Source organism: Agrobacterium vitis (assembly GCF_013337045.2).
GTDB lineage: Bacteria > Pseudomonadota > Alphaproteobacteria > Rhizobiales > Rhizobiaceae > Allorhizobium > Allorhizobium vitis_B.
On sequence record NZ_CP118259.1, the window covers coordinates 2,430,869 to 2,454,222 of the forward strand.

Here is a 23,354-nt window from a genome sequence, read left to right on the forward strand (position 1 = left end):
GGCAAGACGATGAATTTCTCCGCCTGGTCAATCCGCAATCCGATAGCACCCCTGTTGGGCTTCTTCCTGCTGATGGTGCTGGGCATCCAGTCCTTCAACAGCCTGCCCATTACCCGCTTTCCGAATATCGATGTGGCTGTCGTGTCGATCAGCGTCACCCAGAGTGGGGCCTCGCCGTCGGAACTGGAAATGCAGGTAACCAAGGAAATCGAGGATGCCGTTGCCTCGATCAACGGCGTCGACGAGATTTCTTCCAAGGTCAATGACGGCGTGTCGGTCACTTCGGTGGTGTTCCGCATCGAAATTCCCACCCAGCAGGCGGTTCAGGATGTCAAGGACGCGGTGGATCGGATCAGGAATGATCTGCCCGCCGGCGTCGATGAGCCGATCGTCAACAAAGTCGATGTCGAAGGCCAGGCAATCCAGACCTTTGCCGTCTCCGCCCCGAACATGACGCTCGAAGAATTGTCGTGGTTCGTCGATGATACAATCAAACGCGCCCTCCAGGGCCAGAAAGGCATTGGCCGCATCGACCGGATTGGCGGTGCCGACCGAGAGATCCGTATCGAACTGGACCCGGATCGGCTGAACGCGCTGGGAATTACCGCCGCCGACGTCAACAAGCAATTGCGGGGCACCAATGTCGATATCGGCTCGGGTCGGGGTCAGGTGGCTGGTGCCGAACAGGCGATCCGCGTGCTGGGCGATACCCGTAACGTCCCGGCGCTCGCCAACACCACCATTGCCATTTCCTCGGACCGTTTCGTCAAGCTTGCCGATCTTGGCCGGATCATCGACACCTATACGGAGCCGAAAAGTTTTGCCCTGCTCGACAATCAACCGGTGGTGTCCTTCTCGATCTTCCGCTCCAAGGGCGCCTCCGACGTCGCCGTCGCCGAACTGGTGGCCAAGAGCCTCGATGAGGTGCGGGCCAAAAATCCTGATGTTGGCATCAACCTGATCAGCGATTTCGTCTACTTCACCTATGGCAATTACACCGCCGCCATCGATACCCTGCTGGAAGGGGCGATCCTGGCGGTCATCGTGGTGTTCCTGTTTCTGAAAAACTGGCGGGCAACGCTTATTTCGGCCATTGCCCTACCGCTTTCCGCCATACCGACCTTCTGGATTCTCGAGATGATGGGCTTTTCGCTCAATCTCGTCAGCTTCCTCGCCCTGACACTGGCCACCGGCATTCTGGTGGACGACGCCATCGTCGAAATCGAAAACATCGCCCGTCATATCAAGATGGGCAAGACCCCCTATCGGGCTGCCATCGAGGCTGCCGATGAAATCGGTCTTGCGGTGATCGCCACCACCTTCACAATCGTGGCGGTGTTTGTGCCTGTATCCTTCATGGGCGGCATTCCCGGTCAGTATTTCATCCAGTTCGGCCTGACTGTTGCCTTTTCCGTGCTGTTTTCGCTGCTGGTGGCCCGGTTGATCACCCCGATGATGGCCGCCTATCTGATGCGGCCGGAAGACGGCCATGATGAGGATGAAGGACAGGAAGGCCGCTTCATGCGGCTCTACACAAGGCTTGTCAGTGCCACCACCCGCACCTGGCAGCGCCGCTATCTGACGCTGGCGGCTGCCCTTGTCTTCCTCGCGGCCTCCATTGGCCTGCTGATGCAGGTTCCAACCAGCTTCATGCCTCCAGAAGATGCCGGGCGCATTACGCTTTCGGTGGAATTGCCGCCCAATGCCACACTGAATGAGACCGAAAGCCGCGTCCGGCAGATCACCGAGACCTTGAAGCCGCTTGCCGGCGTGCAATCGGTCTTTGTCCAGGGCGGCACCTCGCCCAGTGGCGATCTGGAATTGCGGCGGGCGTCGGTAACCCTGCAATTGTTCCGCATCGAGCATTCGCTGGTCAAAACCGTGGTCAACAAACTGATCGGTGGCCTGCCGCTGATCGGCCCGTACCTACCGAAAATGACCGTTGATGGACGCACGATCCCGCAATGGCAGATCGAAAAACTGGTCTTTGCCAAGCTGCGTGACATTCCCGATATTCGCGTCCAGAAGATGAACGATCGCGGTGCCCGCGACATGGCCTTCTACTTCCTCTCCAAGAACGAAGAGGATCTGACCGAAGCAGTCAGCATACTGGAAGCAAAACTGCGTACCGTACCAGTGCTGGCCAATGTCAGCGCCGATGGCTCACTGCCGCGCCCGGAATTACAGATCCGTCCGAAAACCGATGAAATGGCCAGATTGGGCATTACCGCCCAGCAGGTTTCCGAAACCCTTCGGGTTGCGACCATCGGCGATATCGACGCGCAATTGCCGAAAATCTCGCTGGACGGTCGGTTGATCCCGATCCGGGTCCAGGCGGCCCTTGGCCAGCGTCGCGACCTTGGCGCCATAAGGGCGTTGAAAATCAAGTCTGCTGCCGGTTCCATGGTGCCGCTCTCTACCGTGGTCGATATCGACTACACCCAAGGCATCAGCTCGATCAAACGCAATCACCGCGACCGTGTGGTCTCGATCGGGGCCGACTTGCCGCAAGGCGTGGCGCTCGATACGGCGACGGCGGCCTTCAAGCAGGCCGTTGCCGCCGCCAAGATTCCCGCCAGCGTCTATCTGAAGGAAACCGGCGACACCAAGGTTCAGAAGGAAATGCTGGCGAGCTTCGTCAATGCAATGATCCTTGGTCTGTTGCTGGTGCTGATCGTGCTGATCCTGTTGTTCAAGGACATCATCCAGCCCTTCACCATCCTTCTATCCCTGCCGCTTGCCGTCGGCGGCGTGGCCGTGGCGTTGATCATCACCCATAACGCGCTGTCGATGCCTGTGCTGATCGGTATCCTGATGCTGATGGGGATCGTCACCAAGAACGCCATCCTGCTGATCGATTTTGCCATCGAAATGCGCCGCCACGGCATGGAACGTGTCGAAGCGATGGTCGAGGCGGGCCGCAAACGTGCAAGACCAATCATCATGACCTCCATTGCCATGTCGGCGGGCATGCTGCCTTCGGCGCTCGGGGTTGGCGAAGGCGGCTCTTTCCGCTCGCCCATGGCCATCGCCGTGATCGGCGGTATCATCGTCTCGACGGTAATGAGCCTTGTCGTCGTCCCCTCCTTCTTCCTTGTCATGGACGATCTGTCGCGCCTGCTGAGCGCAATCTTCGGCAGGCTGGTTGGCGCCAAGGAACAGGAACGAGAGCCGCTCGATACCGCCACCCTCACCAATTTACACGACCAGACCTCGGCCCAGATCTCCACGCTCGAAGCCCGCATGGATGACCTGGAAGCCGGTGCTGCCCATCCACCAAGACGCCTCTCAGCGGGACCGTTCGGACGGGATTGAGACGAAAATCCATTGAAAATGACTCGTCGTATTCCTTTTGAAAATATCTCAAGCATTTGAGATATTTTCTATGTCTTCAAGTCGAGGATGCGTGAGCATGTCAGAGACTTGGTATTAATCTGTTGAATGGAGCTGCAATCACGCAAACCTGTGATTGTATTCGGCTATTGATCGAAATCAAACCATCGGCGCGATTTTCCCATTAGATTACCCCCATCGACCAGTGGCGGGGGCCGATGGTGGGAAAAAGGGCGCCGTCTTGCACCAGTGGGAACAGCAATGATGTTCCGGCGCAAGGCAGAGCCGTTGCGACCACCCATTCCCCTTATGAACCATACCGCTATCAGGCGGGCGCTGCTGCGGAAGGGCTGAAGGAAAAGGACGGTCTGGCCGTGAACAAGGTTTTGAATTTGAACAGTCGCGATCGCAATATTCTGGTAAAATCACCCCTGATGGCCACGCTCGGCCCGGGCTCTTTAAACCGGATGCTGGAGCTGGCGACAGTGTTGAGCTTCGAGGCGCGCGATATTCTATTTCGCGAGGGCGACCCTGCCGATTATTTCTATTGCGTGCTGACCGGCTATGTCCGCCTTTATCGCCTGAACAAGGACGGTCGCGAAGCCGACATCCGCATCAGCGGCGGTGGCGATACCTTTGCCGAAAGCCTGTTGGCCATGGGCGATACCTATCACTATAACGCCCAGGCGGCGGAGCATGTGACCGTGGCGCGATTTGACCTTGCCAAAGTACGCCAGCTTGCAGAGCAGGAAAACGACATCGCCCGTTCGGTGATCCGCTGCCTGTCCAATTACCTGCGCAGCACCATGGATTGCATCGCCAATGACCGGCTGCAAACCGCTCCGCAACGCGTGGCACAATATCTGATCGACAATTGCCCCAATGGTGGCGGTGCTGTGTCAATCCGCCTGCCCTTCCAGAAAAGCCTGCTGGCCGGAAAGCTGGGCCTTGCGCCGGAAGCCCTGTCACGCGCCTTTTCCACCCTGCGGCACAGCGGCGTCACCGTGCGCGGCCGGATGGTTCAGATCAACGATGTCAACACACTCCGACAGATTTGACAGGCATCGCATCAGTCAAAGGCCAAAAGATCTGTTCCTGTCGCCTATGCTATATAATACCAAGGCTCGAAGATCGAAAATGGTGAAAGGGACAAGTGAGAAACGGGGTACTTAACCGCTTCATCCCTTTCGCTTTTCCCGCCTTCCTCAAAAATCATACCGTGATGAAACGCCAGCCCTTGTCTGCTTTTTCCACCCGCACGAAACCGGAGACATGGCCGCCTGTGGCAGTCCAGCCCTTTTCGCTTGCATGGGTGAAGATGGTCCGGCGGCTGTTGGCGCCCTGTCGTGCATCCGCATCGTAGATGAAGCAGAAATCGGGATCATCAAGTTGAAGCTTGGGCGCGTGTACCAGATCGCCCCAAAGCACGAGCTTTTCTGCCCCCTCGCCAATCAGATAGCCGGAATGACCAGGCGTGTGGCCGGGCATGGAAACCATCTCTATGCCAGGAAGTACCGGTCCTTCCAGGACAGGTCGCACCCGATCGCCGTAGATTTCCAGCAGGCGGGCAGCAATGTCGAATCCACCGCGCCGATAGATGGGGATGGTCTCCTTCAGCTCGGCTTTCGTAAAGAAAGCCAGATCCGCTTCCGGGACAACGATTTCCGCGTCGGCAAAATATTGTCCGGCGTCGCCAAAAAGACCCAGTGCATGGTCACCATGCAAATGGGTGAGGAGAACCCGACGCACATCAGCAGGGCTTATTCCAGCCCGCTCCAGCGCTGCCCTGCCGAGCCCCAATTCAGGTCCCCAATAGGGTCCTGTTCCTGCATCGACCAGGGTAATTCCGTCAGCGCCCGACAGCACGAAGAAATTGACGTCCATATCAATGGTGGGTGCCGGCCACGCCGCAACCGCCGCATTTCGCACCACTTCGCTGCTGGCGTGATCCAGATGTTCAATCGGCGCCCTAAACACACCATCGACCATGATCGTCACATCATAGTGCCCAAAACGACGTATATCCGTCATGTCAAAGGCCTCCATGGCTCTCAAGGAAGCGGACGATGTCACCAACACCCTCACCACGTTTCATATCCGTGAAGACGACAGGCTTGCTCTCGCGCATGCGCGCCGCATCGCGATCCATCACATCGAGATCCACCTCGACATAGGGCGCCAGGTCTTTCTTGTTGATGACAAGTAGATCCGAGCGGGTAATGCCCGGCCCGCCCTTGCGGGGAATTTCCTCGCCCTGACAGACCGAGATCACGTAGATCGTCACATCGGCCAGATCGGGCGAAAAGGTCGCAGCCAGATTGTCGCCACCGGATTCGATGAAAATCACGTCGAGATCGGGTATGCGCTCATTCAGTCCGGCAATCGCCTGGAGATTGATCGACGCGTCCTCCCGGATCGCCGTATGCGGACAGCCGCCGGTCTCCACCCCCACCACCCGGTCGGAAGACAGCGCTTGCATGCGGATCAAAGCGTCGGCATCCTCGCGGGTGTAGATATCATTGGTGACAACGGCCACCGAATAGCGGTCACGCATCGCCTTGCACAGCTTTTCCGTCAGCGCCGTCTTGCCTGAGCCGACCGGGCCACCAATTCCAACCCGCAACGGACCATTTGCCGATTTCATGCTTTTCCCCTTGTTATTATCCAAGCTTCTTAAGCTGGCGATATCACGACCGGAACAGTCGCACAGATTGACTTTCATGGCGCGCCGAAACGATGTCCGCGGCAATCGTGGCGCTTCCAAGATCGTCCAACTCCGACTGGACGGCCAGGGCAGCCAGTCTTGCCACAGGCGCTTCGAGCCGCGACAGAATGGCGAGGCCTCCAGTCTGGCCGATCAGGCTGAGGCGAATGCCAGCCGAGACCTGCTGCGACAGGGCCGCATGCAAATAGGCGGCAAGCACAGCTTCGCAGCCTATCCCCTGATTGGCACCCACCGCCCCAACCGCCACCGGATAGGCAACTGGGCCGGACGGCTGGGCCGAAAACGGGTCCGCCCAGGAGCGGGCCGCATCGCGAAACGCCGCGCCGAGCGCCGTGGTTTCCTGATAGCGCTCCCGAGAGCCCGCCAGCGCCAGCGCCAGATCCGACACCTCGGTTAGGGACCGCGGCACATTCCAAACCCGCCATGCCTCAGCCAGAAGCACCGCATCGTTCCAAACTGCGCCGTGATCCAGCAGTGATCTCAGCCAGGCCAGCAACGCCTCCTGCCGCCCGGGGGCGGTGCCATCACCATTGATCAACCCATCCTCAACCGCCTTTTCCAACCCGCCGGAATAGGCAAAACCGCCCACGGGAAAGGCCGGCGAGAGCCATGTCATCAGCCGGATCAGGCCGAGCGTGTCGAGAGCAATGGTCATGGTCGATCAGGAATGGGCGTGATGGGCATGCGACCCATGGCTGTGATAAGCGCCACGCACCGGCTGAAACGGCTCCACCACCTCGCTGACCGTCGCGCCCAGACCCTCCAGCATTGCGCGGATCACCGGATCACGACCGATCAGGATGCGATCCGGCTCGATCTGGGCAGGCAGATGGCGGTTGCCAAGATGCCAAGCCAGTTCCAGCAGATGCTGCCCATCACGCGGTTCAATCGCGTAGAGCCGCTCATCGGCGGCCTTCACCGCGATCTGGTCGCCGTTTTCGAGCACCAGGCGGTCGCCATCGGCAAACAGCACCGCTTCCTTCAGGTCGAGCATCACCATCTCGCCATCGGCGAGATGCAGCAGCTTGCGGCGCAAATGGCGCATGTCATGGGCCAGAACAACTGTCGACACCGCTGGATCAAGGGCATCTGAGGCCGGAAGATAAGAGATCACGCGCAGCATCGGCACTCCATGGCAGTGCGGATATCCAGTAGCTCCGCAACGCAGATATCAATTTACGAAACCGGATTTGGTCAACAGCCTTTTAGCGAGGCTACATCCTTGGCAAGTGCCAAGTTTGCGCAAAATAAACGCCGGGCGCAACAGGCAAATGGGCTTGCACCGCTTGTTATCGCAAATATCAAAGCAATGATCGGGTCGTTCAGGAGACCGCCTGGACAGCCTGTTTCAAGGGCTGCGGGCCATGGGTCATTTCATGCACGATACAGTTGCGGCCATTGGCCTTGGCGCGGTAAAGCGCGCGGTCGGCTGCGGCATAGACCACTTCCGGCCGCCTTTCCGGCGAAATTTCCGCAACCCCGATCGAGATCGAGGTCGAGATCAACCGACCATCGAAATGCAGCCGAAGATCGGAAATGCTGCGGCGGATCATGTCGATCCGCTCAAACCGCTGCTGGATCGTGTCGCCATGGATAATCAGACCGAATTCCTCGCCGCCGAGCCTGGCCGTGACATGCGGATCATTGGCGAAATGGCACAAAATCTCTGCCACGGCCCGAATGACGAAATCGCCGGCGCTGTGGCCGTAGGCATCATTGATCGACTTGAACCAATCGAGATCGGCAATGGCCAGCGAAGCGTTCCCGTCCGTCTGGTCCAGCGCTTCCGAAAAGGCACGCCGGTTCAGCAGCCCGGACAGACCGTCAATCCGGCTCAGATGTTCGTATTTCGCCTTAGCGATGGCGAGGCTGCGGATTTCTCGTGCCACGAAAACCCCTGTGATCGTCGCTCCGAAACTGCCCAACAACCAGCTCATCGCCACGCTGAGCTTGACCGCGTCGATAATCGGCATCGGCATCAGACCCAGCGCCCAACAGAACGGCAGGGCGACGATTTGAAAGCCCAGCGCAAGCGAAACGGACGAAAACATCAGATGCATGACGAAGCTGAAAACATTTCCCCGTTGCGAGAGATCTTCAAATCCTCGGCGCAGCGAAAGCCAGTTCAATATTCGAATCAATTGCCGCCCCCCTTCTCTGCTTTTCTCTGGGATAGGCCTGTTTTGTGTGTCGTTTCCTAAATCAATACCTAGAATTTTAACGATTGATTGTATGGGCCATCGCATCATTTCAATACACGAGCAGCCAAAACAGATCATCCGGGCAAAGGCAGGGGCGCGACTGCATAAAGCGGTACAGCGAAGCGTGTTGCACCATGCCGGGTGGGCGGCGCTGCAATGGAAATACCAGCAGCCTGCCCATCCAAGAGACGAAAAAACCCGGCACGCAGCCGGGTTATTCTGGTCTCGCAGAGGGGTTTACCCACGCGTAAGGAGGCTCTTTGAAAATGAGCCTTCGTTACGCCGCCTGCTTTTCCTTCAGTTTTTCCAGGATATTCTGCGGCGAAGACACACCGTAAGGGTCGCTATCGCAATTGTCGGAATAGCCCTCTTCTTCGAACCACTGCTCCACCACGCCATCGTTGATGATAGCCGCATAACGCCAGGAACGCATGCCGAAGCCGAGATTGTCCTTGGACACCAGCATGCCCATCTTGCGGGTGAACTCGCCGGAGCCATCGGGAATGAGCTTGACATTGGCCAGGCCCTGCTGCTTGCCCCAGGCATTCATCACGAAGGCATCATTGACTGAAATGCAGTAAATGTCGTCAATGCCGGCAGCCTGAAACTCGCTATAAAGCTTTTCGAAATCCGGCAGTTGGAAGGTCGAGCAGGTGGGGGTGAAGGCGCCCGGAAGCGAAAAGAGCACGACCTTCTTGCCCTTGAAGTAATCCTCCGAGGTCATGTCTTGCCAACGGAAGGGGTTTGGGCCACCGACCGCTTCATCGCGAACGCGGGTACGAAACGTGACGCTGGGCACTTTTCTGCCAATAAGCATCGCTGATCTCCTTTGATAGACATGATGAAAAGCGGCCTTTTACCAGGCCACCGGGATCAGCCTTTCGATTACCGCATAACCATGTGCGGCGCAGCATAAAACAGCGTGCTGGACGCCACAGCATGCCTGACATGCGCATAGTGCATGGCGGACCCATTCGGCATTGCATAACGATGGCCCGTTTCGCTTTTAACGCGGCAAAACCTCAAATCCGGCACACTGGCCTATTGCGCGCTCTGCTTAAAAGGCAAACGGCGATGCATTGGCGTGTCGCAGCCCCGACAGCAACATATGCAACCGATAACAACTTTAACAAAGCTTCATAATAGCACATTATTGCCCTATTTTAAGATCTATACCTTTAATGGTCGATACAGAGTGCGATTATCACATAAAAAAACAGACAAAACAGAACTTGAAGCATTGCAAAAAACTTTGCTGCGTATTTTAATCCAGAAATATTCGACCTTAACGATTTGTTAAGAATTTGCAAAAAATTCGGCATCGAAACAGGCTTTCGAATGCCAATCGCCGACAGAAGATCTTTTTTGGTACTGGGTAGGGTTGGAGACGGAAACGATGTTGAATGCGAAAAAGCAGCCTATGACCCGGCACGTCTTGCCAGTCGCAGAAGACACCAATGGTCCGGTGAGCAGAGCTAGTGACCGGGACCCCTCCATCAGAAATACCCGTTTGTCGGTGCTGGCACCGACCCGTTACCCCTGGCGCTTCAATTCACCGCGCCACAGCCGGCACATGATCGAAAATCGCAATTTCGTGCCGATGAACTATCTATCGCCGAAGCTGGAAGGCATTACGGTGCTGTCGCCATTTCCGCCGCGCCGGTTCGACCTCATTCATGCGTTCAACCGGATACCGATGAGCGCGACGCCCTTCATGATCTCTTTTGAATCCCATATGCCGCGCGGCTTTGGCATTGAGACATCCGCCCTTTATGCCTTCATGACCCGGCGTCTGATTTCCGACCGCTGTCTGGGCATTGGCGCGATTTCCGAACATGCGCGCCGGATCTTTCAAAAAACCCATAGGAACAACCCTGCCTATGAGACCCTGAACCGCAAACTGTTTGTGCGCTATCCAAATATGGAAATCGAAGAGCGGCCAGATACGTTCAACGAGGAAAACCAGGGGCCGATCCGCGTCGTCTTCGTCGGAAATCACTTTGCTCGCAAGGGCGGCTGCGTTGGCGTGCGCATGGCCGAACTCGCCATGGAGCGCGGCATTCCGCTGGAAGTCGATATCGTCTCCACCGTGGAAGTCGGACCGATGTCCTGGACGGACCCGTTAGTGCCCGGCTACTTCGATCGTTACCGCAAATTGTTGAGCCTGCCGAATGTTCGCCATGTCCAGAACATTCCCAACAGCGAAGTGCTGAAAATCCTGCGAAACGCACATTTCTCGCTGCTGACCACATTTTGCGACACATTCGGCTTCAGCGTGATTGAATCTGAGGCCAATTACGTGCCGGTGATCGCCACGAAACAGGGCGCCTTGCCGGAATTCATCAAGCACCGGCAAAACGGCATCCTGCTCGACATGGAAACCACTGACATTGGCGAGTGGAAACATATTGCCGACGACCGCAGCACGCCGGAATTTGCCGAGATCCATGCCCGCGAGATCGAGCGACTGGCCGAGGAAAGTCTGACCGAAGTCGTCGCCGCCATGGCCGACCAGAATGCCTATAAAGCCATGCGCCAGGCCGCCTATCGCACCGCAAAGACGATGTTTTCGGCAAAGGATGCCAATGAATTCTGGGACGATTTTTACGTCGAGGCCCTGAATGAGTACCGGGCCGGACGCAACTCCTCAGGGCTGATGCAAAAGCCGTTTTCGGGGTGATGGCAACTTTAAGTGGCGATGCTGCCTGCCTTTGAAAGAGGGCGGCAGGAATGGACATTAAAAGCATCGCCGGCTCTTAAAATCCCAATAGATTTAAGGAAAGTGGATAGGGCCTTTCAGCCCACCACATCCATTTTTCCGCCTTCGATAACGATGTGCCGTCCTTCATTCTCCATAAAACGCCAGTCTTCTGCCTGCGAACCATCCGGGAAAATTTGCAGGCGATAGCCACCTGACAATTGAAGATCAGCTCCACAATATCTGTCGCATGTTACGGACTGGACGATGAGATGATCCGTGGCGTTTACAAAGGATTTTGTGGCTTCGTCGTAACCTTGCAGCAAGGCCGCAATCCGGACGAATTGCAACGTACCGAATTGAGGTTCCTCCACGTTTACAGGAGCACCCTCCTCAGGCTCCATGAAACGATCCGAGGACCCCGTCAAAATCCCATTCTCCGTGACAATCCGCCAGGAACATTGAATATGGAGCGCGTGCGATCCCACCGTTCCCGTTCTTCCCCCTGTTGAATGATGGGGGCGAATGGAGCCGAAATGGAAAACTTTCATATCTGCTGCGTTGCGGGCAATGCTGAGAGGCAGACCGACAAGAACTTGCAGACTTTCCTGCAAGAAGGCTTGATTGTCACGTTCAGACATCATCACCAGTGGCAATAGTACCCCTCAAAACAAGAAATACCGCTGCGCCATCGGCAGAACGGTGGCCGGTTCGCAGGTGAGCAATTCGCCATCAGCACGCACTTCATAGGTTTCCGGATCGACCTCGATATGCGGTGTCAGGCTGTTGTGGATCATCGATGCCTTGGAAATACCGCCTCGGGTATTTTTTACCGCCAGCAATTGCTTGGAAACGCCGAGCCGCGCCGCCAGCCCCACATCCAGCGAAGCCTGAGACACGAAGGTGACCGAGGAATTGGTGCGGGCCTTGCCATAGGCGCCGAACATGTGACGGTAATGCACCGGCTGCGGGGTTGGGATCGAGGCGTTGGGATCGCCCATCGGGGCGGCAGCAATCGACCCGCCAAGCAGGACCATATCCGGTTTGACGCCGAAAAACGCCGGGTTCCAGATCACCAGATCGGCGCGCTTGCCCACTTCCACCGAGCCGATTTCATGGGAGAGACCATGGGCAATCGCCGGGTTGATGGTGTATTTGGCGATGTAGCGCTTGACGCGCATATTGTCGTTCTCGCCGGTTTCCGATGGCAACCGTCCGCGCTGCCGCTTCATCTTGTCCGCCGTCTGCCAGGTGCGGATCGCCACTTCGCCGACCCGGCCCATGGCCTGGCTGTCGGAGGAAATGATCGAAAACGCGCCGATATCGTGGAGAATATCTTCCGCCGCGATGGTTTCCTTACGGATACGGCTTTCGGCAAAGGCAATATCTTCCGGGATCGACGGGCTGAGATGGTGGCAGACCATCAGCATGTCCAAATGCTCGGCCAGGGTATTGATTGTATAGGGCCGCGTCGGATTGGTAGAAGATGGGATCACATTCGGCTGGCCGCAGATCTTGATGATATCTGGCGCATGGCCGCCACCTGCCCCTTCGGTATGGAAGGCATGAATGGTACGCCCCTTGATGGCGCTGATAGAATCCTCGACGAAGCCGCTTTCGTTCAGCGTATCGGTATGGATCATCACCTGCACGTCGTAGTCGTCGGCCACTGACAGGCAGCAATCGACGGCACCGGGCGTCGTACCCCAGTCTTCGTGCAGTTTCAGGGCGCATGCGCCGCCCAGCACCATTTCTTCCAACGCACCCGGCAGCGAGGCATTGCCCTTGCCCGCAAAAGCCAGGTTCATCGGAAAGGCATCCGCCGCCTCGATCATCCGGGCAATATGCCAGGGGCCGGGCGTGCAGGTCGTGGCAAGCGTGCCATGCGCCGGTCCGGTGCCGCCGCCCAACATGCAGGTCAGCCCGCTCATCAGCGCTTCCTCGATCTGCTGCGGGCAGATGAAATGGATATGGCTGTCCATGCCGCCCGCCGTGACGATCTTGCCTTCACCGGCAATCGCCTCCGTGCCGGGGCCGACAATGATATTGACGCCGGGCTGGGTATCGGGATTGCCCGCCTTGCCGATTGCAACGATACGTCCGTCCTTCAAGCCAATATCGGCCTTGACGATGCCCCAGTGATCGACGATCAGCGCATTGGTGATGACGGTATCGACTGCACCGTCGACGCGCGTCGCCTGGCTTTGCCCCATGCCATCACGGATCACCTTGCCGCCGCCGAATTTCACTTCGTCGCCATAATGGGTGAAATCCTTTTCCACCTCAATGAACAGCTCGGTATCGGCCAACCGCACTTTATCCCCGGTCGTGGGGCCGAACATGCTGGCATAGGCGGCGCGGGACATTTTGAAAGGCATGGTCAGGCTCCTTGGGACAGGACAGATTGGGGTGAAGGCCCAAGGCGCGTCAGCCGCCCGGCCTCGATATGTGCGTCGATCACTTGCCGTTCCGCTGCGAAAGGATGGCCATCCCAGCCCTTGTGCGAAAAGCCAGCGACAAAAATCCGATCTCCGGCAAAAGCCGGATCGTGAAGAACATGGCTCATCACCACCAGGCCGCTGCTCGGCGTGACATAGAGACCGGGATCGTAGGGGTCCAATGCCGCCACTGCGGCCTCATGGGCCAAGGCAGACAGAACGACGTGATCCTTGCCATTGCTGCGGGCAAATTCGGCAAAATTGTCGGTTTGATCCTCAAACAGATCGTCAAGTTCGGGGAAATTCACCAGAATATCCGGCTTCATCGCCTCGAACTTGGCGGGATCGCGGACCGACCAGATCGCGCCGCTGGTATCAACCGGCGGGCTGTTGCGCCAGGCGCAATCGGCCAGCATGGCCTTGGCGGGTCGTCCGGTATTGCACACCGCCATCACATCGGTGCGGTGTCCGGCCAGACCGAAATTGCGTGCGCCATTGAAGCGAATGACCATATCGGCAGCATCAATGGCGTCCGCAACTTCCTGAGGAACCTCACCATTGCCAATGATCATGATCTTGCGATCCATGCCTGTCCAATCCGGTTATTGGGGTTCAGCCAAGGATTTCAGCTCCTTGGTCCGCGTCTTCGTCATCTCCGCCTTGCAGGCGGCAACCTCCATGGGCTCCATCGTGCCACCTCGGACATAAAATCCCTGGGCCTCACATTGACCGTCACGGTAATCGATCCAGGCACGCTGGGCTTTCAGCAAGGCCTTTTCAGCACCCTTTAGATCATCGTCCAGCGTGGCGTCCTGCTCAACGAAGGCCTTGCGGGTGATTTTCCATTGGGCATTCATGGCCTTGTCCGCCGCGTCGAAATCCCGCACCGCGCAGGCGGTCATATCGCTCTGGGCTTTCGGGTCCTTGCAATCAAGCGCTTGCGCCAGAACACCATGGCCAGACGACATCACCCCAAACCCTGCCAGCATGATCAGCCGCGAAACAGGCGTCATAGCGGCCCCATGACCTTCTGACGAAAGCCATAAACCTCGCGTTTACCGGCCAGCGGGATCAACGTCACTTCCCGGGTCTGGCCCGGTTCGAAACGCACCGCAGTCCCCGCCGGAATGTCCAGCCGCATGCCGCGCACCTTGTCGCGGTCGAAGGATAGGCCCGCATTGGTCTCGAAGAAATGATAATGACTGCCCACCTGAACCGGGCGGTCGCCGGTATTGGACACTTCAATCGTCACGGTCGGCTGACCGGCATTCAGCTCGATCTCGCCGCTTGCGGCAATGATTTCACCCGGTTTCATCACTGTCTCTCCCGTCATACGGTTTCCGGCAGGCCGGAAGACCACATTGTCCATGCATGAAATAATACATCCGGAACGACCGGATGGATCACCGATCAGGCGGCGTGTGAGGGCTTGCAGCCTTCCGCCTTCAGAACCCGCGTCGTGGATGGCGGATTGTTGACGAGCTTGTTTGCCGGGCGGATCGGTCTGCGCACCAGTTCGCCGCCGCAATTGGGGCAGATGCCGGCCAGCACGCTCTCAGCACAGGCGGCGCAATAGGTGCATTCGAAGCTACAGATCAGCGCCTCACGGCTTTCAGGCGGCAGGTCGCGGTCGCAGCATTCACAATTGGGGCGAAGCTCCAGCATGGCGTTAGCGGATCGGTTCGTGGACGGTCACCAGCTTGGTGCCATCGGGAAAGGTCGCTTCGACCTGCACGTCATGGATCATTTCGGCAATGCCCTCCATCACCTGGTCGCGGGTGATCACATGGGCACCCGCCTCCATCAGCTCGGACACGGCACGGCCATCGCGAGCGCCTTCAACGACGAAATCGGAAATCAGCGCAATCGCCTCGGGATAGTTCAGCTTGACGCCGCGCTCCAGCCTGCGCCGGGCGACCATGGCCGCCATGGAAATCAGAAGCTTGTCTTTTTCTCTTGGACTGAGATTCATGGGTGCTCCGAAAATGATGCCGGTTACAAGGTCCAGACTTTCGGCACAGACGCGCCGTCGCGCAAGGCCGAAATCACCGGAACCAATAATTTTCTGAGGGAAAATCCATCGCTGCTGATAAAACGGGCAACCAGCTTGTCATTCCACAGGCTTATGCCGATATCGCCCAGATCAGACGGGCGGTCCGTCAACCGGCGAAGAGCTGCCATGTGCGCCTCCGCATGGCGTCCCGTATACAGCAATGTGGCAAAGGCAACCCTGCCGCCCAGCACCGCTTTTTCGGCGGTGAGATCGGCAATATCGCCTGATAGCGCCAGGTCTTCGGCATGAATGAGCCGCCCTGAGCGGCGGATGCGCCAGCGGTCGCGCACCAGGCCCTGACGCATCGCTTCGCCCATCGCCTTGCGGCCCAGCAGAATGGCCTCGACACTGAGAAACTCCGATGTCTCATGCAGATCCACTTCCAGCCTGCGGGTCAGGGAGGCCTGATCGAACAGGATGGATTCCTGCGGCAGCCAATGGACCGCAGCCCCCTCGCCGACCGTGATGCGGCTGCTGATCGACGCCGTATCGGCGGCAGCCTTGTAGATTTTCTCACAGGCCTGAGTGGTCAGCGTCAGATGAGTGCCATCACCGGCGCAAAACGTCCAATCGAGCTGGTCGCCGCCGGTCAGCCCGCCGGAGGAATTGATCAGCACCGCCTCCATCCGGCCATCGAAACTTTCGGGAATACGGATCTTGGCGCAGCCCTCCTGGAAGAAGGTTTCCAACCGGCTGCGGCCTTGAAACAGCTTGGTGTCCAGCCGACCCCGGCCCTTCGCCCTTTGCGGCTTGATGATCGTGGCGGTCTGTATGGTCATGCCTTCAACGCTTCGATTTCGAGAAGAAATCCCACATCATATCAGTGGCATTCAGGTCAAAGGAAACCTTGCCAATCACCTTCTGGACCTTCAGCGAAGCGGTACTGCCCGGCCATGTATGGCCCGCCCCCGCCAAACGGTAGGAGGCGATGCGCACGCCGTCCGCACATTGGGCATAATCGGTGGTCTCGACCCGGCCCTCGGTTTTGACGGTGGGAGATTTGCACCCATCCAGCTCCGCCCAGCGATGCAGCGCGGCATCCGCGCCGTAGCCCCAATAGGGTAGACCCTGCCCGGCAATCGGGTTGATCTTGTCGTCCAGCCCGGCAAAGGCGATCAGCGACATCGGTTTTGCCGGTTTGCAGGTCGCAGCGTCAGGCACGAAACCATCGCCCTCACGCTTCGGCGTTCCGGCCCGCAGGCCGACCACCAGACCAGCCGCGGCAAAATCGGTGTTTCCATCGCAAAGATATTGCGACACCATCCGCCCGCCGCCGGAATAGCCGGTGGCATAGAAAGACGCCGGATCGACGCAGAAATTGTCTTCGACCGCCTTGATCACATCGCGGATATAGGCCTCTTCATCGGCCTCGCCTTTGGCGACGCCCGGCACGTTCCAGGCGAAATAGCCCGCTCGCTTGGTGGGCATAGACCCTTGCGGCGCGACAGCGATAAAGCCTTCGCGCTCGGACACCCGCTCCCATTCGCTACGGTCCAACTGCTCATTTGCATTGCTATCGGACCCGTGAAAATCAAACACGACCGGCACCTTGTCCTGGCCGCTATAGCTGGAAGGAATGAAATAGGAAAACACCCGCTCATGCCCGCCAGAGGTCAGCGTCATATCATAGCGGCCCACATCCCTGGGCTGACCGCAACCGGCTGCCGATGCGGAGCCGGGCGAGAGCGTCAGAAGGGAAACGACTGCCGCAATCGCCACACCGGACAGAGCGCCAACTCTTCGCAGAACAGGCTTTTCGCATTGATTTTCAATATTTTGCATATAATCCTCCGCAGCGGGGCCACGGTAGCAAAAGACCGATACGATGCAAAACGAAAAAATATGCCATGACCTCGATGCGGAGACGAGTGTCTGTCAGGTTCAGATTGAACCTGACAGACAGAACCTAAGACATCTGTCTGGATCAGAGCACTACAACGCGTCCGCCGACATCGGGCTTTCCACCGCCTGCGGCTTGACCTTGGCCTTCATCGTCACCGAGCAGGCAGGGTTTGCAGAGGCCGTTGCGCCAGCAGCCGGTTTTGCGTCATCGGCACAGGCGTTTTTGGTGATATTGTCGGCGATCAGGCGGCCATCGCCGCTGTCGAAGAAGGCCCACATCCGCTTGGCCGCATAAATATCTTCCTGGCTCTTGCTATCAGCTACCTTTGCCTTGGAGTTGGCGGCAGCCAGCGAGAAACCAACAGTCTGTGCGGGCCAATCATGGGTCTGGTCGGCAATCGTGTAGGAGAGAATGCGGGCACCGCCCTTACAGCGCTCGAATTCCGCCGAGGAAATTTTCGTCCCCTTGACGATCTTGCGCTCGCCCTGGCAGCCATCCAGCTCAGCCCAGCGATTGAGTGCCGCTTCGCCGCCGTATTGCCAATAGGGCCTGCCGCCGCCCACGTAGGGATTGGTATTGTCCTTCAGCCCCCAGAACGCGATGATCGACACCGGACGGCCCGGACGGCAGCTTTGCGGATCGGGCAACCATTTGCCCTGATCGGGGCCAACGCCCTGGCGCGGTGTGCCTGCCCGCAGGCTCATGACGAAACCGGCAGCCGAGAAATCGGTATTGCCGTTGCAGATATATTGCGACAGCATCCGCCCGCCACCCGAATAGCCGGACGCGTAGATCCGGTCAGGATCGACGCAGAACTTGGCCTTGACCAGCGCCACGGTGTCGCTGAGATAAGCGGCATCATCCGGCCCTTTGGCTTCGGTTGCTGTAGAAACAGATGCATTTTGCGAAACAGCCGTACTGGACGCGGTCGAGCTTGTCAGGCTTGCGTTGGTTACGGTCCCATTCGAAATTGTGGCATTTGGCGAAACTGTGGCATTCGGTACAGTCACACCAGGTACGGGGGTTACGCCCGGTACGTTCCAGGCATGGGTACCTTCCGCCTTGCCATTCAGCCCGCCCTGCGGAGCAATAACGATGAAGCCGTTTTCCCGCGCCACGTCGGACCATTGGCTACGACCCAGCTGATCGCGGGGAAAGCTGTTGGAACCGTGCAGGTCGAACACCACAGGCACCTTGGCCTTGCCGGTATAGCCTTGGGGGATGTAGGCCACCGCCGTGCGCTCAACGCCACCAGAGGTGAATGTCAGGTCCTGCAAACCGGCCCGGACGGTCACGCCGCAGCCGCCCGCCGCGTAAGCAAGGCCACCCGGCACCATCATGGAAACGCCGAGTGTGAACAGGCACAACAAAGTCTGAGCAGATGTGCGCGCGAAAAAACCCGGCCGCCGCAGGCCAGTCAGTTCATCGAATGTCATGAGGTCGCCTTGTTATTAGCACTCGGCGGAAAATACCACATGTTCCGCAGGCTTCAACTGAAACCTGATCGCAAATGATCAAGGCTGACATGCGTCAAACACAAAGCGTGAATATACTATGAATATACCCGATAATTTCATAGTAAAAACAAAAGACTACGATCCAAACCCGGACCCATTATCCCATGCCTGAATGCGACATTAGACCGTAAGATGGCGGCGGGCTTCGACCGTATCCAGCGTTTCTGCCCCCCCTTCATGGACAATTTCACCGCGATCCATGATGTAGACATGGTCGGCCAGCTCCCGGCAGAAGTCGAGATATTGCTCGACCAGCAGGATCGCCATGCCGGTTGAATCCCTGAGATAGCGGATCGCCCGACCGATATCCTTGATGATCGATGGCTGGATGCCCTCGGTCGGCTCGTCCAGCACCAGGATTTTCGGGCGGGTCACCATGGCCCGGCCTATCGCCAATTGCTGCTGCTGGCCACCGGACAGGTCACCACCACGCCGCGACAGCATGGTTTGCAAAATCGGAAACAGCGCGAAAATATCGTCTGGGATCGTCCGGTCCTTGCGCTTCAGCGGCGCAAATCCGGTTTCCAGATTTTCCTTGACCGACAGAAGCGGAAAGATCTCACGCCCCTGCGGCACATAGCCGACACCGTGCCGCGCCCGGTTGAACGGCGCCATGCCGTTCAGCACCGTACCTTCAAAGGCAATCGTGCCGCCCGATACCGGATGCTGACCGGTCACGGCGCGCAAAAGCGAGCTTTTGCCCACCCCGTTTCGACCCAGCACACAGGTGATCTTGCCCATCGGTGCAGTAATGTTCACGCCGCGCAGCGCCTGGGCGGCACCATAGTGAAGATTGAGATTTTCAACAGTCAGCATCGATGCACCTTCTAAAAAATTGGGAGCAAGCCGTTCACCCCCCTCTGTCACTTCGTGACATCTCCCCCTCAAGGGGGGAGATAGGAGGAACCCGTCCGCTCCATCGTTGATCTCCCCCCTTGAGGGGGAGATGCCTGGCAAGGCAGAGGGGGGTACTGCGCATTCCAAGGGTACCGTTCTCACCGCCCCAGATAATTCTCGATCACCCGCGGATCGTTCGAGACGAAATCGATCGAGCCTTCGGCCAGCACCGAGCCTTCGGCCAGGCATGTCACCTTGACGCCGAGGTCACGGATAAAGCCCATGTCGTGTTCCACCACCACGACCGAGCGGGTCTTGGAAATTTCGCGCAGCAGGATGGCGGTTTCCGCCGTTTCGGCATCGGTCATGCCCGCCACCGGTTCATCAACCAGCAGCAGTTTCGGCTCCTGCGCCAGCAGCATACCAATTTCCAGCCATTGCTTCTGGCCGTGGGACAGATTGGCGGCGAGGTCATTTTTGCGGGCGGTGAGCCGGACGGTTTCGAGAATGGTGTTGATCCGCTCGCGGTCCTTGGGTGTCAGCCGGTAGAACAGCGTTGAAAACACGCCGCGCGGCTTGTTCAGCGCCAGTTCCAGATTGTCCCAGACCGTATGGCTTTCAAATACCGTCGGCTTCTGGAATTTGCGGCCAATGCCGAGCTGGGCGATTTCGGCCTCGTCGCGCTTGGTGAGATCCACCTTGCCGCCGTCGAAAAACACCTCGCCGCTGTCAGGCCGTGTCTTGCCGGTGATGATATCCATCATCGTCGTCTTGCCCGCGCCATTCGGGCCGATAATGGCGCGCAGCTCGCCCGGCTCGACCACGAAGGACAGGGAGTTCAAGGCCCGGAACCCGTCGAAGGAGACACTGACCCCGTTGAGATAGAGAAGCGAATTGGTGGTTTTATCAGCCATGGTCTCACTCCGCCGCCTGAGGTTTGCGGTTCAATGCCTCGGCCTCCGTCACAGCCTTGTCCTGCCTGCGCCGCAGAAGGCTTTGGGTGACTGTGCCGACAATGCCCTTGGGCAGAAACAGCGTGACAGCCACGAACAGCCCGCCCAGCGCAAACAGCCAGGCATTGGGAAACAGGCCGGTAAACACCGTCTTGCCGCCATTGACCAGCACCGCGCCAATGATCGGGCCGATCAGCGTGGCGCGCCCGCCAACAGCGGTCCAGATCACCACCTCGATGGAATTGGCCGGTGAAAACTCGCCCGGATTGATGATGCCGACCTGCGGCACATAGAGCGCACCCGCCACGCCCGCCATCATCGCCGAGACGACAAAGGCAAACAGCTTCATGTTTTCCACCCGGTAGCCGAGAAAGCGGGTGCGGCTTTCCGCATCGCGGATGCCAACCAACACCTTGCCGTATTTGGAGCGCACGATGGCAGACACCAGCAGCAGCGAGCCCGCCAGAAACAGCGCCGAGAGCGAAAACAGCGCCGCACGGGTGCCATCGGCCTGGATGTTGAAGCCGAGAATATCCTTGAAGTCAGTGAGGCCGTTATTGCCGCCAAAGCCCATGTCATTGCGGAAGAAGGCCAGCAGCAGCGCATAGGTCATCGCCTGGGTGATGATCGACAGATAGACGCCGTTGACACGCGAGCGAAACGCAAACCAGCCGAATACGAAGGCGAGCAAGCCGGGCGCCACCAGCACCATCAGCGCGGCAAACCAGAACATGTCGAAGCCGTGCCAGAACCAGGGCAGTTCCTTCCAGTTCAGAAACACCATGAAGTCGGGCAGGATAGGATCGCCATAGGTGCCGCGCGGGCCGATCTGGCGCATCAGATACATGCCCATCGCATAGCCGCCGAGCGCGAAAAACGCCCCATGGCCAAGCGAAAGAATGCCGCAAAAGCCCCAGACCAGATCGAGCGCCAAGGCCAGCATGGCATAGGTCAGGTATTTACCAAACAGCGCCACCAGATAGGTCGGTATATGCAGCGCGCTGTCGGGCGCGGTGGCAAGGCTGAGGATCGGCACCAGAATGGCGAGCGCGATGAGAATGGCGATGGCGACGAGGATCTTGGCGTCCAGCGAGCGCAGAAGAAATGCCGTGATCATGCTTCCACCGCCCTTCCCTTGAGTGCGAAGAGACCGCGGGGCCGCTTCTGGATGAACAGGATGATGAGAACCAGAACCAGGATCTTGCCCAGCACCGCACCGGCATAGGGCTCAAGGAACTTGTTGACGATCCCGAGCGAAAACGCCCCGACCAGCGTACCCCAGAGATTACCGACCCCGCCGAACACCACGACCATGAAACTGTCGATAATATAGGTCTGGCCGAGATTGGGCGAAACATTGTCGATCTGGGACAGCGCCACGCCCGCCATTCCGGCAATGCCTGAGCCCAAGGCAAATGTGAAGGCATCGACCCAGGGTGTGCGAATGCCCATCGAAGACGCCATGCGGCGGTTTTGGGTGACGGCGCGCATCTGCAAGCCAAAGGCGGAGCGCTTCAACAGCATCAGCAGCGCGAAGAATACCGACAGCGAAAACACCAGAATCCACAGCCGGTTCCAGGTGATGGTCAAGCCGCCAAGCCCGAACGAACCGGACATCCACGACGGATTGGCGACTTCCTGATTGGTCGGGCCAAACAGCGTGCGCACCAACTGCTGCAACATCAGCGAAATGCCCCAGGTGGCCAGCAGCGTTTCCAGCGGACGACCATAGAGAAAGCGGATGACGCAGCGCTCGATCACCAGGCCGAAGATGCCGGTGACGGCGAAGGCGACCGGCAGGGCAATGGCCAGCGACCAGTCAAACAGCTCAGGCGCGTTCGCTCTTATCGCCTGCTGGACGATGAAGGTGGAATAGGCGCCGAGCATGACCATTTCGCCATGCGCCATATTGATGATGCCCATGACGCCAAAGGTGATGGCCAGACCAATGGCCGCCAGCAGCAGCACCGAGCCGAGCGAGATGCCATAGGTGATGTTCTGCGCGGTATTCCACAGCGCCACATCGCTCTGGATCTTGGAAATCGCCGCATCGATATCGCCCTTCAGGGCCGGATCGACTGTCGGCGCGGCATTGCCGAGAATGGAAATCGCATCCTGGCCGCCCACCGCGCGAATAAGCGCAATGGCGGCACGTTTTTCCTCAAGCGAATGGTTGGAGGTGATGACCGAAACGGCGCGGGCCTGAGCCAGCAGCGTTTTCACCGCGCCATCCTGCTCCTTGGCAAGGGCAGTGTCGAGCAATTCGAGATTGTCTTCCGAGGGCGCCTTCAACAGCGCATCGGCAGCGGCAAGCCGCACCGTGCGGTCAGGGCTGAGCAAGGTCAGCCCGCCTTGCGCAGCCCGGATGGCGCGACGCAAACCATTGTTGATCTTGATCTTCACCAGCCCGCCCTTGGCTTCCTTGCCAACTTCGGCACCGCTCAAGGGATCGACCAACGTCAGCTGGCTACCGGCGGGCTTGGCGATGAACACATTGCCATCGGCCTTGCGTAGATAGAGATCACCACCGCTGAGGGCTTCCAGGGCCGGAACCACTTTGAGATCACCCGTGCGTCCGAGATCGCCGACGATCTTTTCGGCATCGGTGAAATTGGCCGTACCCAGCGCCTTGATCAGGCTAGCGGGGTCTTCCTCAGCGCGTGCCGAAAGGGTCAAGGCCACCATCAGCAACAGCCCGGCAGCCAGCACATGCGACAGATGGTTCAAACAGGATCGTATCATACCGGCCCCTCTTG

General features: G+C 58.3%; 23 protein-coding genes. 3 read left to right on the forward strand and 20 right to left on the reverse strand.

Annotated elements, in window-relative coordinates; translation table 11 throughout:
* The first annotated feature begins 9 nt into the window (after nt 1–9).
* Nucleotides 10–3,315 (forward strand): efflux RND transporter permease subunit, encoded by a 3,306-nt coding sequence (locus G6L01_RS11740; RefSeq protein ID WP_070166547.1) that lies wholly within the window; start codon nt 10–12, stop codon nt 3,313–3,315.
* Nucleotides 3,316–3,701: 386 nt separating this feature from the next.
* Nucleotides 3,702–4,391 (forward strand): Crp/Fnr family transcriptional regulator, encoded by a 690-nt coding sequence (locus tag G6L01_RS11745; protein WP_070166970.1) that lies wholly within the window; start codon nt 3,702–3,704, stop codon nt 4,389–4,391.
* Nucleotides 4,392–4,545: 154 nt separating this feature from the next.
* On the opposite strand, the gene aidB is transcribed toward G6L01_RS11745, so the two are convergent.
* From aidB to G6L01_RS11775, 6 genes are all read right to left on the reverse strand, one after another.
* Entirely contained in the window at nt 4,546–5,364 is an 819-nt protein-coding gene (gene aidB / locus G6L01_RS11750) for an AidB family quorum-quenching N-acyl homoserine lactonase (RefSeq protein WP_070166971.1), read from the reverse strand.
* A gap of 1 nt (nt 5,365) precedes the next feature.
* Nucleotides 5,366–5,977: an urease accessory protein UreG gene (ureG, locus tag G6L01_RS11755; protein WP_070166548.1), complete on the reverse strand. Its 612-nt coding sequence runs from the start codon at nt 5,975–5,977 to the stop codon at nt 5,366–5,368.
* A 43-nt stretch (nt 5,978–6,020) separates the two neighbouring features.
* Nucleotides 6,021–6,713: an urease accessory protein UreF gene (locus G6L01_RS11760; protein WP_070166549.1), complete on the reverse strand. Its 693-nt coding sequence runs from the start codon at nt 6,711–6,713 to the stop codon at nt 6,021–6,023.
* Nucleotides 6,714–6,719: 6 nt separating this feature from the next.
* On the reverse strand, nt 6,720–7,181 hold the full coding sequence (gene ureE, locus G6L01_RS11765; protein WP_070166550.1) for an urease accessory protein UreE: 462 nt from the start codon (nt 7,179–7,181) through the stop codon (nt 6,720–6,722).
* Between the two features lie 199 nt (nt 7,182–7,380).
* On the reverse strand, nt 7,381–8,199 hold the full coding sequence (locus G6L01_RS11770; RefSeq protein WP_174089255.1) for a GGDEF domain-containing protein: 819 nt from the start codon (nt 8,197–8,199) through the stop codon (nt 7,381–7,383).
* Between the two features lie 337 nt (nt 8,200–8,536).
* The gene (locus G6L01_RS11775) at nt 8,537–9,076 is read right to left on the reverse strand and encodes a peroxiredoxin (RefSeq protein ID WP_070166552.1); all 540 of its coding nucleotides are present in this window, start codon (nt 9,074–9,076) and stop codon (nt 8,537–8,539) included.
* Nucleotides 9,077–9,655: 579 nt separating this feature from the next.
* Here G6L01_RS11775 and G6L01_RS11780 point away from each other — a divergent pair.
* A complete protein-coding gene (locus tag G6L01_RS11780; RefSeq protein WP_070166553.1) occupies nt 9,656–10,939 on the forward strand; it encodes a glycosyltransferase family 4 protein in 1,284 nt (427 codons plus the stop codon).
* Nucleotides 10,940–11,055: 116 nt separating this feature from the next.
* On the opposite strand, the gene G6L01_RS11785 is transcribed toward G6L01_RS11780, so the two are convergent.
* From G6L01_RS11785 to urtB, 14 genes are all read right to left on the reverse strand, one after another.
* Nucleotides 11,056–11,604 (reverse strand): hypothetical protein, encoded by a 549-nt coding sequence (locus G6L01_RS11785; protein ID WP_337692737.1) that lies wholly within the window; start codon nt 11,602–11,604, stop codon nt 11,056–11,058.
* An 18-nt stretch (nt 11,605–11,622) separates the two neighbouring features.
* A complete protein-coding gene (gene ureC, locus G6L01_RS11790) occupies nt 11,623–13,335 on the reverse strand; it encodes an urease subunit alpha (protein WP_070166554.1) in 1,713 nt (570 codons plus the stop codon).
* A gap of 2 nt (nt 13,336–13,337) precedes the next feature.
* Entirely contained in the window at nt 13,338–13,982 is a 645-nt protein-coding gene (locus G6L01_RS11795) for a Urease operon accessory protein (RefSeq protein ID WP_070166555.1), read from the reverse strand.
* 15 nt (nt 13,983–13,997) lie between these two features.
* Nucleotides 13,998–14,408 (reverse strand): lysozyme inhibitor LprI family protein, encoded by a 411-nt coding sequence (locus tag G6L01_RS11800; protein ID WP_070166556.1) that lies wholly within the window; start codon nt 14,406–14,408, stop codon nt 13,998–14,000.
* A complete protein-coding gene (locus G6L01_RS11805; protein ID WP_015916908.1) occupies nt 14,405–14,710 on the reverse strand; it encodes an urease subunit beta in 306 nt (101 codons plus the stop codon). The genes G6L01_RS11800 and G6L01_RS11805 overlap by 4 nt, the downstream gene beginning before the upstream one ends.
* A gap of 95 nt (nt 14,711–14,805) precedes the next feature.
* On the reverse strand, nt 14,806–15,060 hold the full coding sequence (locus tag G6L01_RS11810) for a DUF1272 domain-containing protein (protein WP_070166557.1): 255 nt from the start codon (nt 15,058–15,060) through the stop codon (nt 14,806–14,808).
* A gap of 4 nt (nt 15,061–15,064) precedes the next feature.
* A complete protein-coding gene (locus tag G6L01_RS11815; RefSeq protein WP_070149744.1) occupies nt 15,065–15,367 on the reverse strand; it encodes an urease subunit gamma in 303 nt (100 codons plus the stop codon).
* Nucleotides 15,368–15,390: 23 nt separating this feature from the next.
* Nucleotides 15,391–16,227, reverse strand: a complete 837-nt coding sequence (locus G6L01_RS11820) for an urease accessory protein UreD (RefSeq protein WP_070166558.1) — start codon at nt 16,225–16,227, stop codon at nt 15,391–15,393.
* Between the two features lie 4 nt (nt 16,228–16,231).
* On the reverse strand, nt 16,232–17,230 hold the full coding sequence (locus tag G6L01_RS11825; RefSeq protein WP_070166559.1) for a CE1 family esterase: 999 nt from the start codon (nt 17,228–17,230) through the stop codon (nt 16,232–16,234).
* Between the two features lie 150 nt (nt 17,231–17,380).
* A complete protein-coding gene (locus G6L01_RS11830; protein ID WP_070166560.1) occupies nt 17,381–18,727 on the reverse strand; it encodes a CE1 family esterase in 1,347 nt (448 codons plus the stop codon).
* A 201-nt stretch (nt 18,728–18,928) separates the two neighbouring features.
* Nucleotides 18,929–19,624, reverse strand: a complete 696-nt coding sequence (gene urtE, locus G6L01_RS11835; protein ID WP_015916914.1) for an urea ABC transporter ATP-binding subunit UrtE — start codon at nt 19,622–19,624, stop codon at nt 18,929–18,931.
* A 179-nt stretch (nt 19,625–19,803) separates the two neighbouring features.
* Nucleotides 19,804–20,559, reverse strand: coding sequence for an urea ABC transporter ATP-binding protein UrtD (urtD, locus tag G6L01_RS11840; RefSeq protein ID WP_070166561.1), 756 nt, complete (start codon nt 20,557–20,559; stop codon nt 19,804–19,806).
* A gap of 4 nt (nt 20,560–20,563) precedes the next feature.
* A complete protein-coding gene (urtC, locus tag G6L01_RS11845; RefSeq protein ID WP_070166562.1) occupies nt 20,564–21,715 on the reverse strand; it encodes an urea ABC transporter permease subunit UrtC in 1,152 nt (383 codons plus the stop codon).
* Nucleotides 21,712–23,283 carry an urea ABC transporter permease subunit UrtB gene (gene urtB, locus G6L01_RS11850; protein WP_174089272.1) on the reverse strand — a complete coding sequence of 524 codons (1,572 nt, stop codon included), beginning with the start codon at nt 23,281–23,283 and terminating at the stop codon, nt 21,712–21,714. The genes urtC and urtB overlap by 4 nt, the downstream gene beginning before the upstream one ends.
* Nucleotides 23,284–23,354: the final 71 nt, after the last annotated feature.

Bases quoted from the DNA above. Each gene is read 5' to 3' on its own strand.
- G6L01_RS11800 (WP_070166556.1), bottom strand. From the start codon at position 14,408: ATGACGCCTGTTTCGCGGCTGATCATGCTGGCAGGGTTTGGGGTGATG.
- urtB (WP_174089272.1), bottom strand. From the start codon at position 23,283: ATGGTGGCCTTGACCCTTTCGGCACGCGCTGAGGAAGACCCCGCTAGC.
- ureE (WP_070166550.1), bottom strand. From the start codon at position 7,181: ATGCTGCGCGTGATCTCTTATCTTCCGGCCTCAGATGCCCTTGATCCA.
- G6L01_RS11775 (WP_070166552.1), bottom strand. From the start codon at position 9,076: ATGCTTATTGGCAGAAAAGTGCCCAGCGTCACGTTTCGTACCCGCGTT.
- G6L01_RS11830 (WP_070166560.1), bottom strand. From the start codon at position 18,727: ATGACATTCGATGAACTGACTGGCCTGCGGCGGCCGGGTTTTTTCGCG.
- ureG (WP_070166548.1), bottom strand. From the start codon at position 5,977: ATGAAATCGGCAAATGGTCCGTTGCGGGTTGGAATTGGTGGCCCGGTC.
- urtE (WP_015916914.1), bottom strand. From the start codon at position 19,624: ATGCTGACTGTTGAAAATCTCAATCTTCACTATGGTGCCGCCCAGGCG.
- aidB (WP_070166971.1), bottom strand. From the start codon at position 5,364: ATGACGGATATACGTCGTTTTGGGCACTATGATGTGACGATCATGGTC.
- G6L01_RS11815 (WP_070149744.1), bottom strand. From the start codon at position 15,367: ATGAATCTCAGTCCAAGAGAAAAAGACAAGCTTCTGATTTCCATGGCG.
- G6L01_RS11810 (WP_070166557.1), bottom strand. From the start codon at position 15,060: ATGCTGGAGCTTCGCCCCAATTGTGAATGCTGCGACCGCGACCTGCCG.
- G6L01_RS11820 (WP_070166558.1), bottom strand. From the start codon at position 16,227: ATGACCATACAGACCGCCACGATCATCAAGCCGCAAAGGGCGAAGGGC.
- ureC (WP_070166554.1), bottom strand. From the start codon at position 13,335: ATGCCTTTCAAAATGTCCCGCGCCGCCTATGCCAGCATGTTCGGCCCC.
- G6L01_RS11760 (WP_070166549.1), bottom strand. From the start codon at position 6,713: ATGACCATTGCTCTCGACACGCTCGGCCTGATCCGGCTGATGACATGG.
- G6L01_RS11780 (WP_070166553.1), top strand. From the start codon at position 9,656: ATGTTGAATGCGAAAAAGCAGCCTATGACCCGGCACGTCTTGCCAGTC.
- G6L01_RS11795 (WP_070166555.1), bottom strand. From the start codon at position 13,982: ATGGATCGCAAGATCATGATCATTGGCAATGGTGAGGTTCCTCAGGAA.
- G6L01_RS11825 (WP_070166559.1), bottom strand. From the start codon at position 17,230: ATGCAAAATATTGAAAATCAATGCGAAAAGCCTGTTCTGCGAAGAGTT.
- G6L01_RS11740 (WP_070166547.1), top strand. From the start codon at position 10: ATGAATTTCTCCGCCTGGTCAATCCGCAATCCGATAGCACCCCTGTTG.
- urtD (WP_070166561.1), bottom strand. From the start codon at position 20,559: ATGGCTGATAAAACCACCAATTCGCTTCTCTATCTCAACGGGGTCAGT.
- urtC (WP_070166562.1), bottom strand. From the start codon at position 21,715: ATGATCACGGCATTTCTTCTGCGCTCGCTGGACGCCAAGATCCTCGTC.
- G6L01_RS11805 (WP_015916908.1), bottom strand. From the start codon at position 14,710: ATGAAACCGGGTGAAATCATTGCCGCAAGCGGCGAGATCGAGCTGAAT.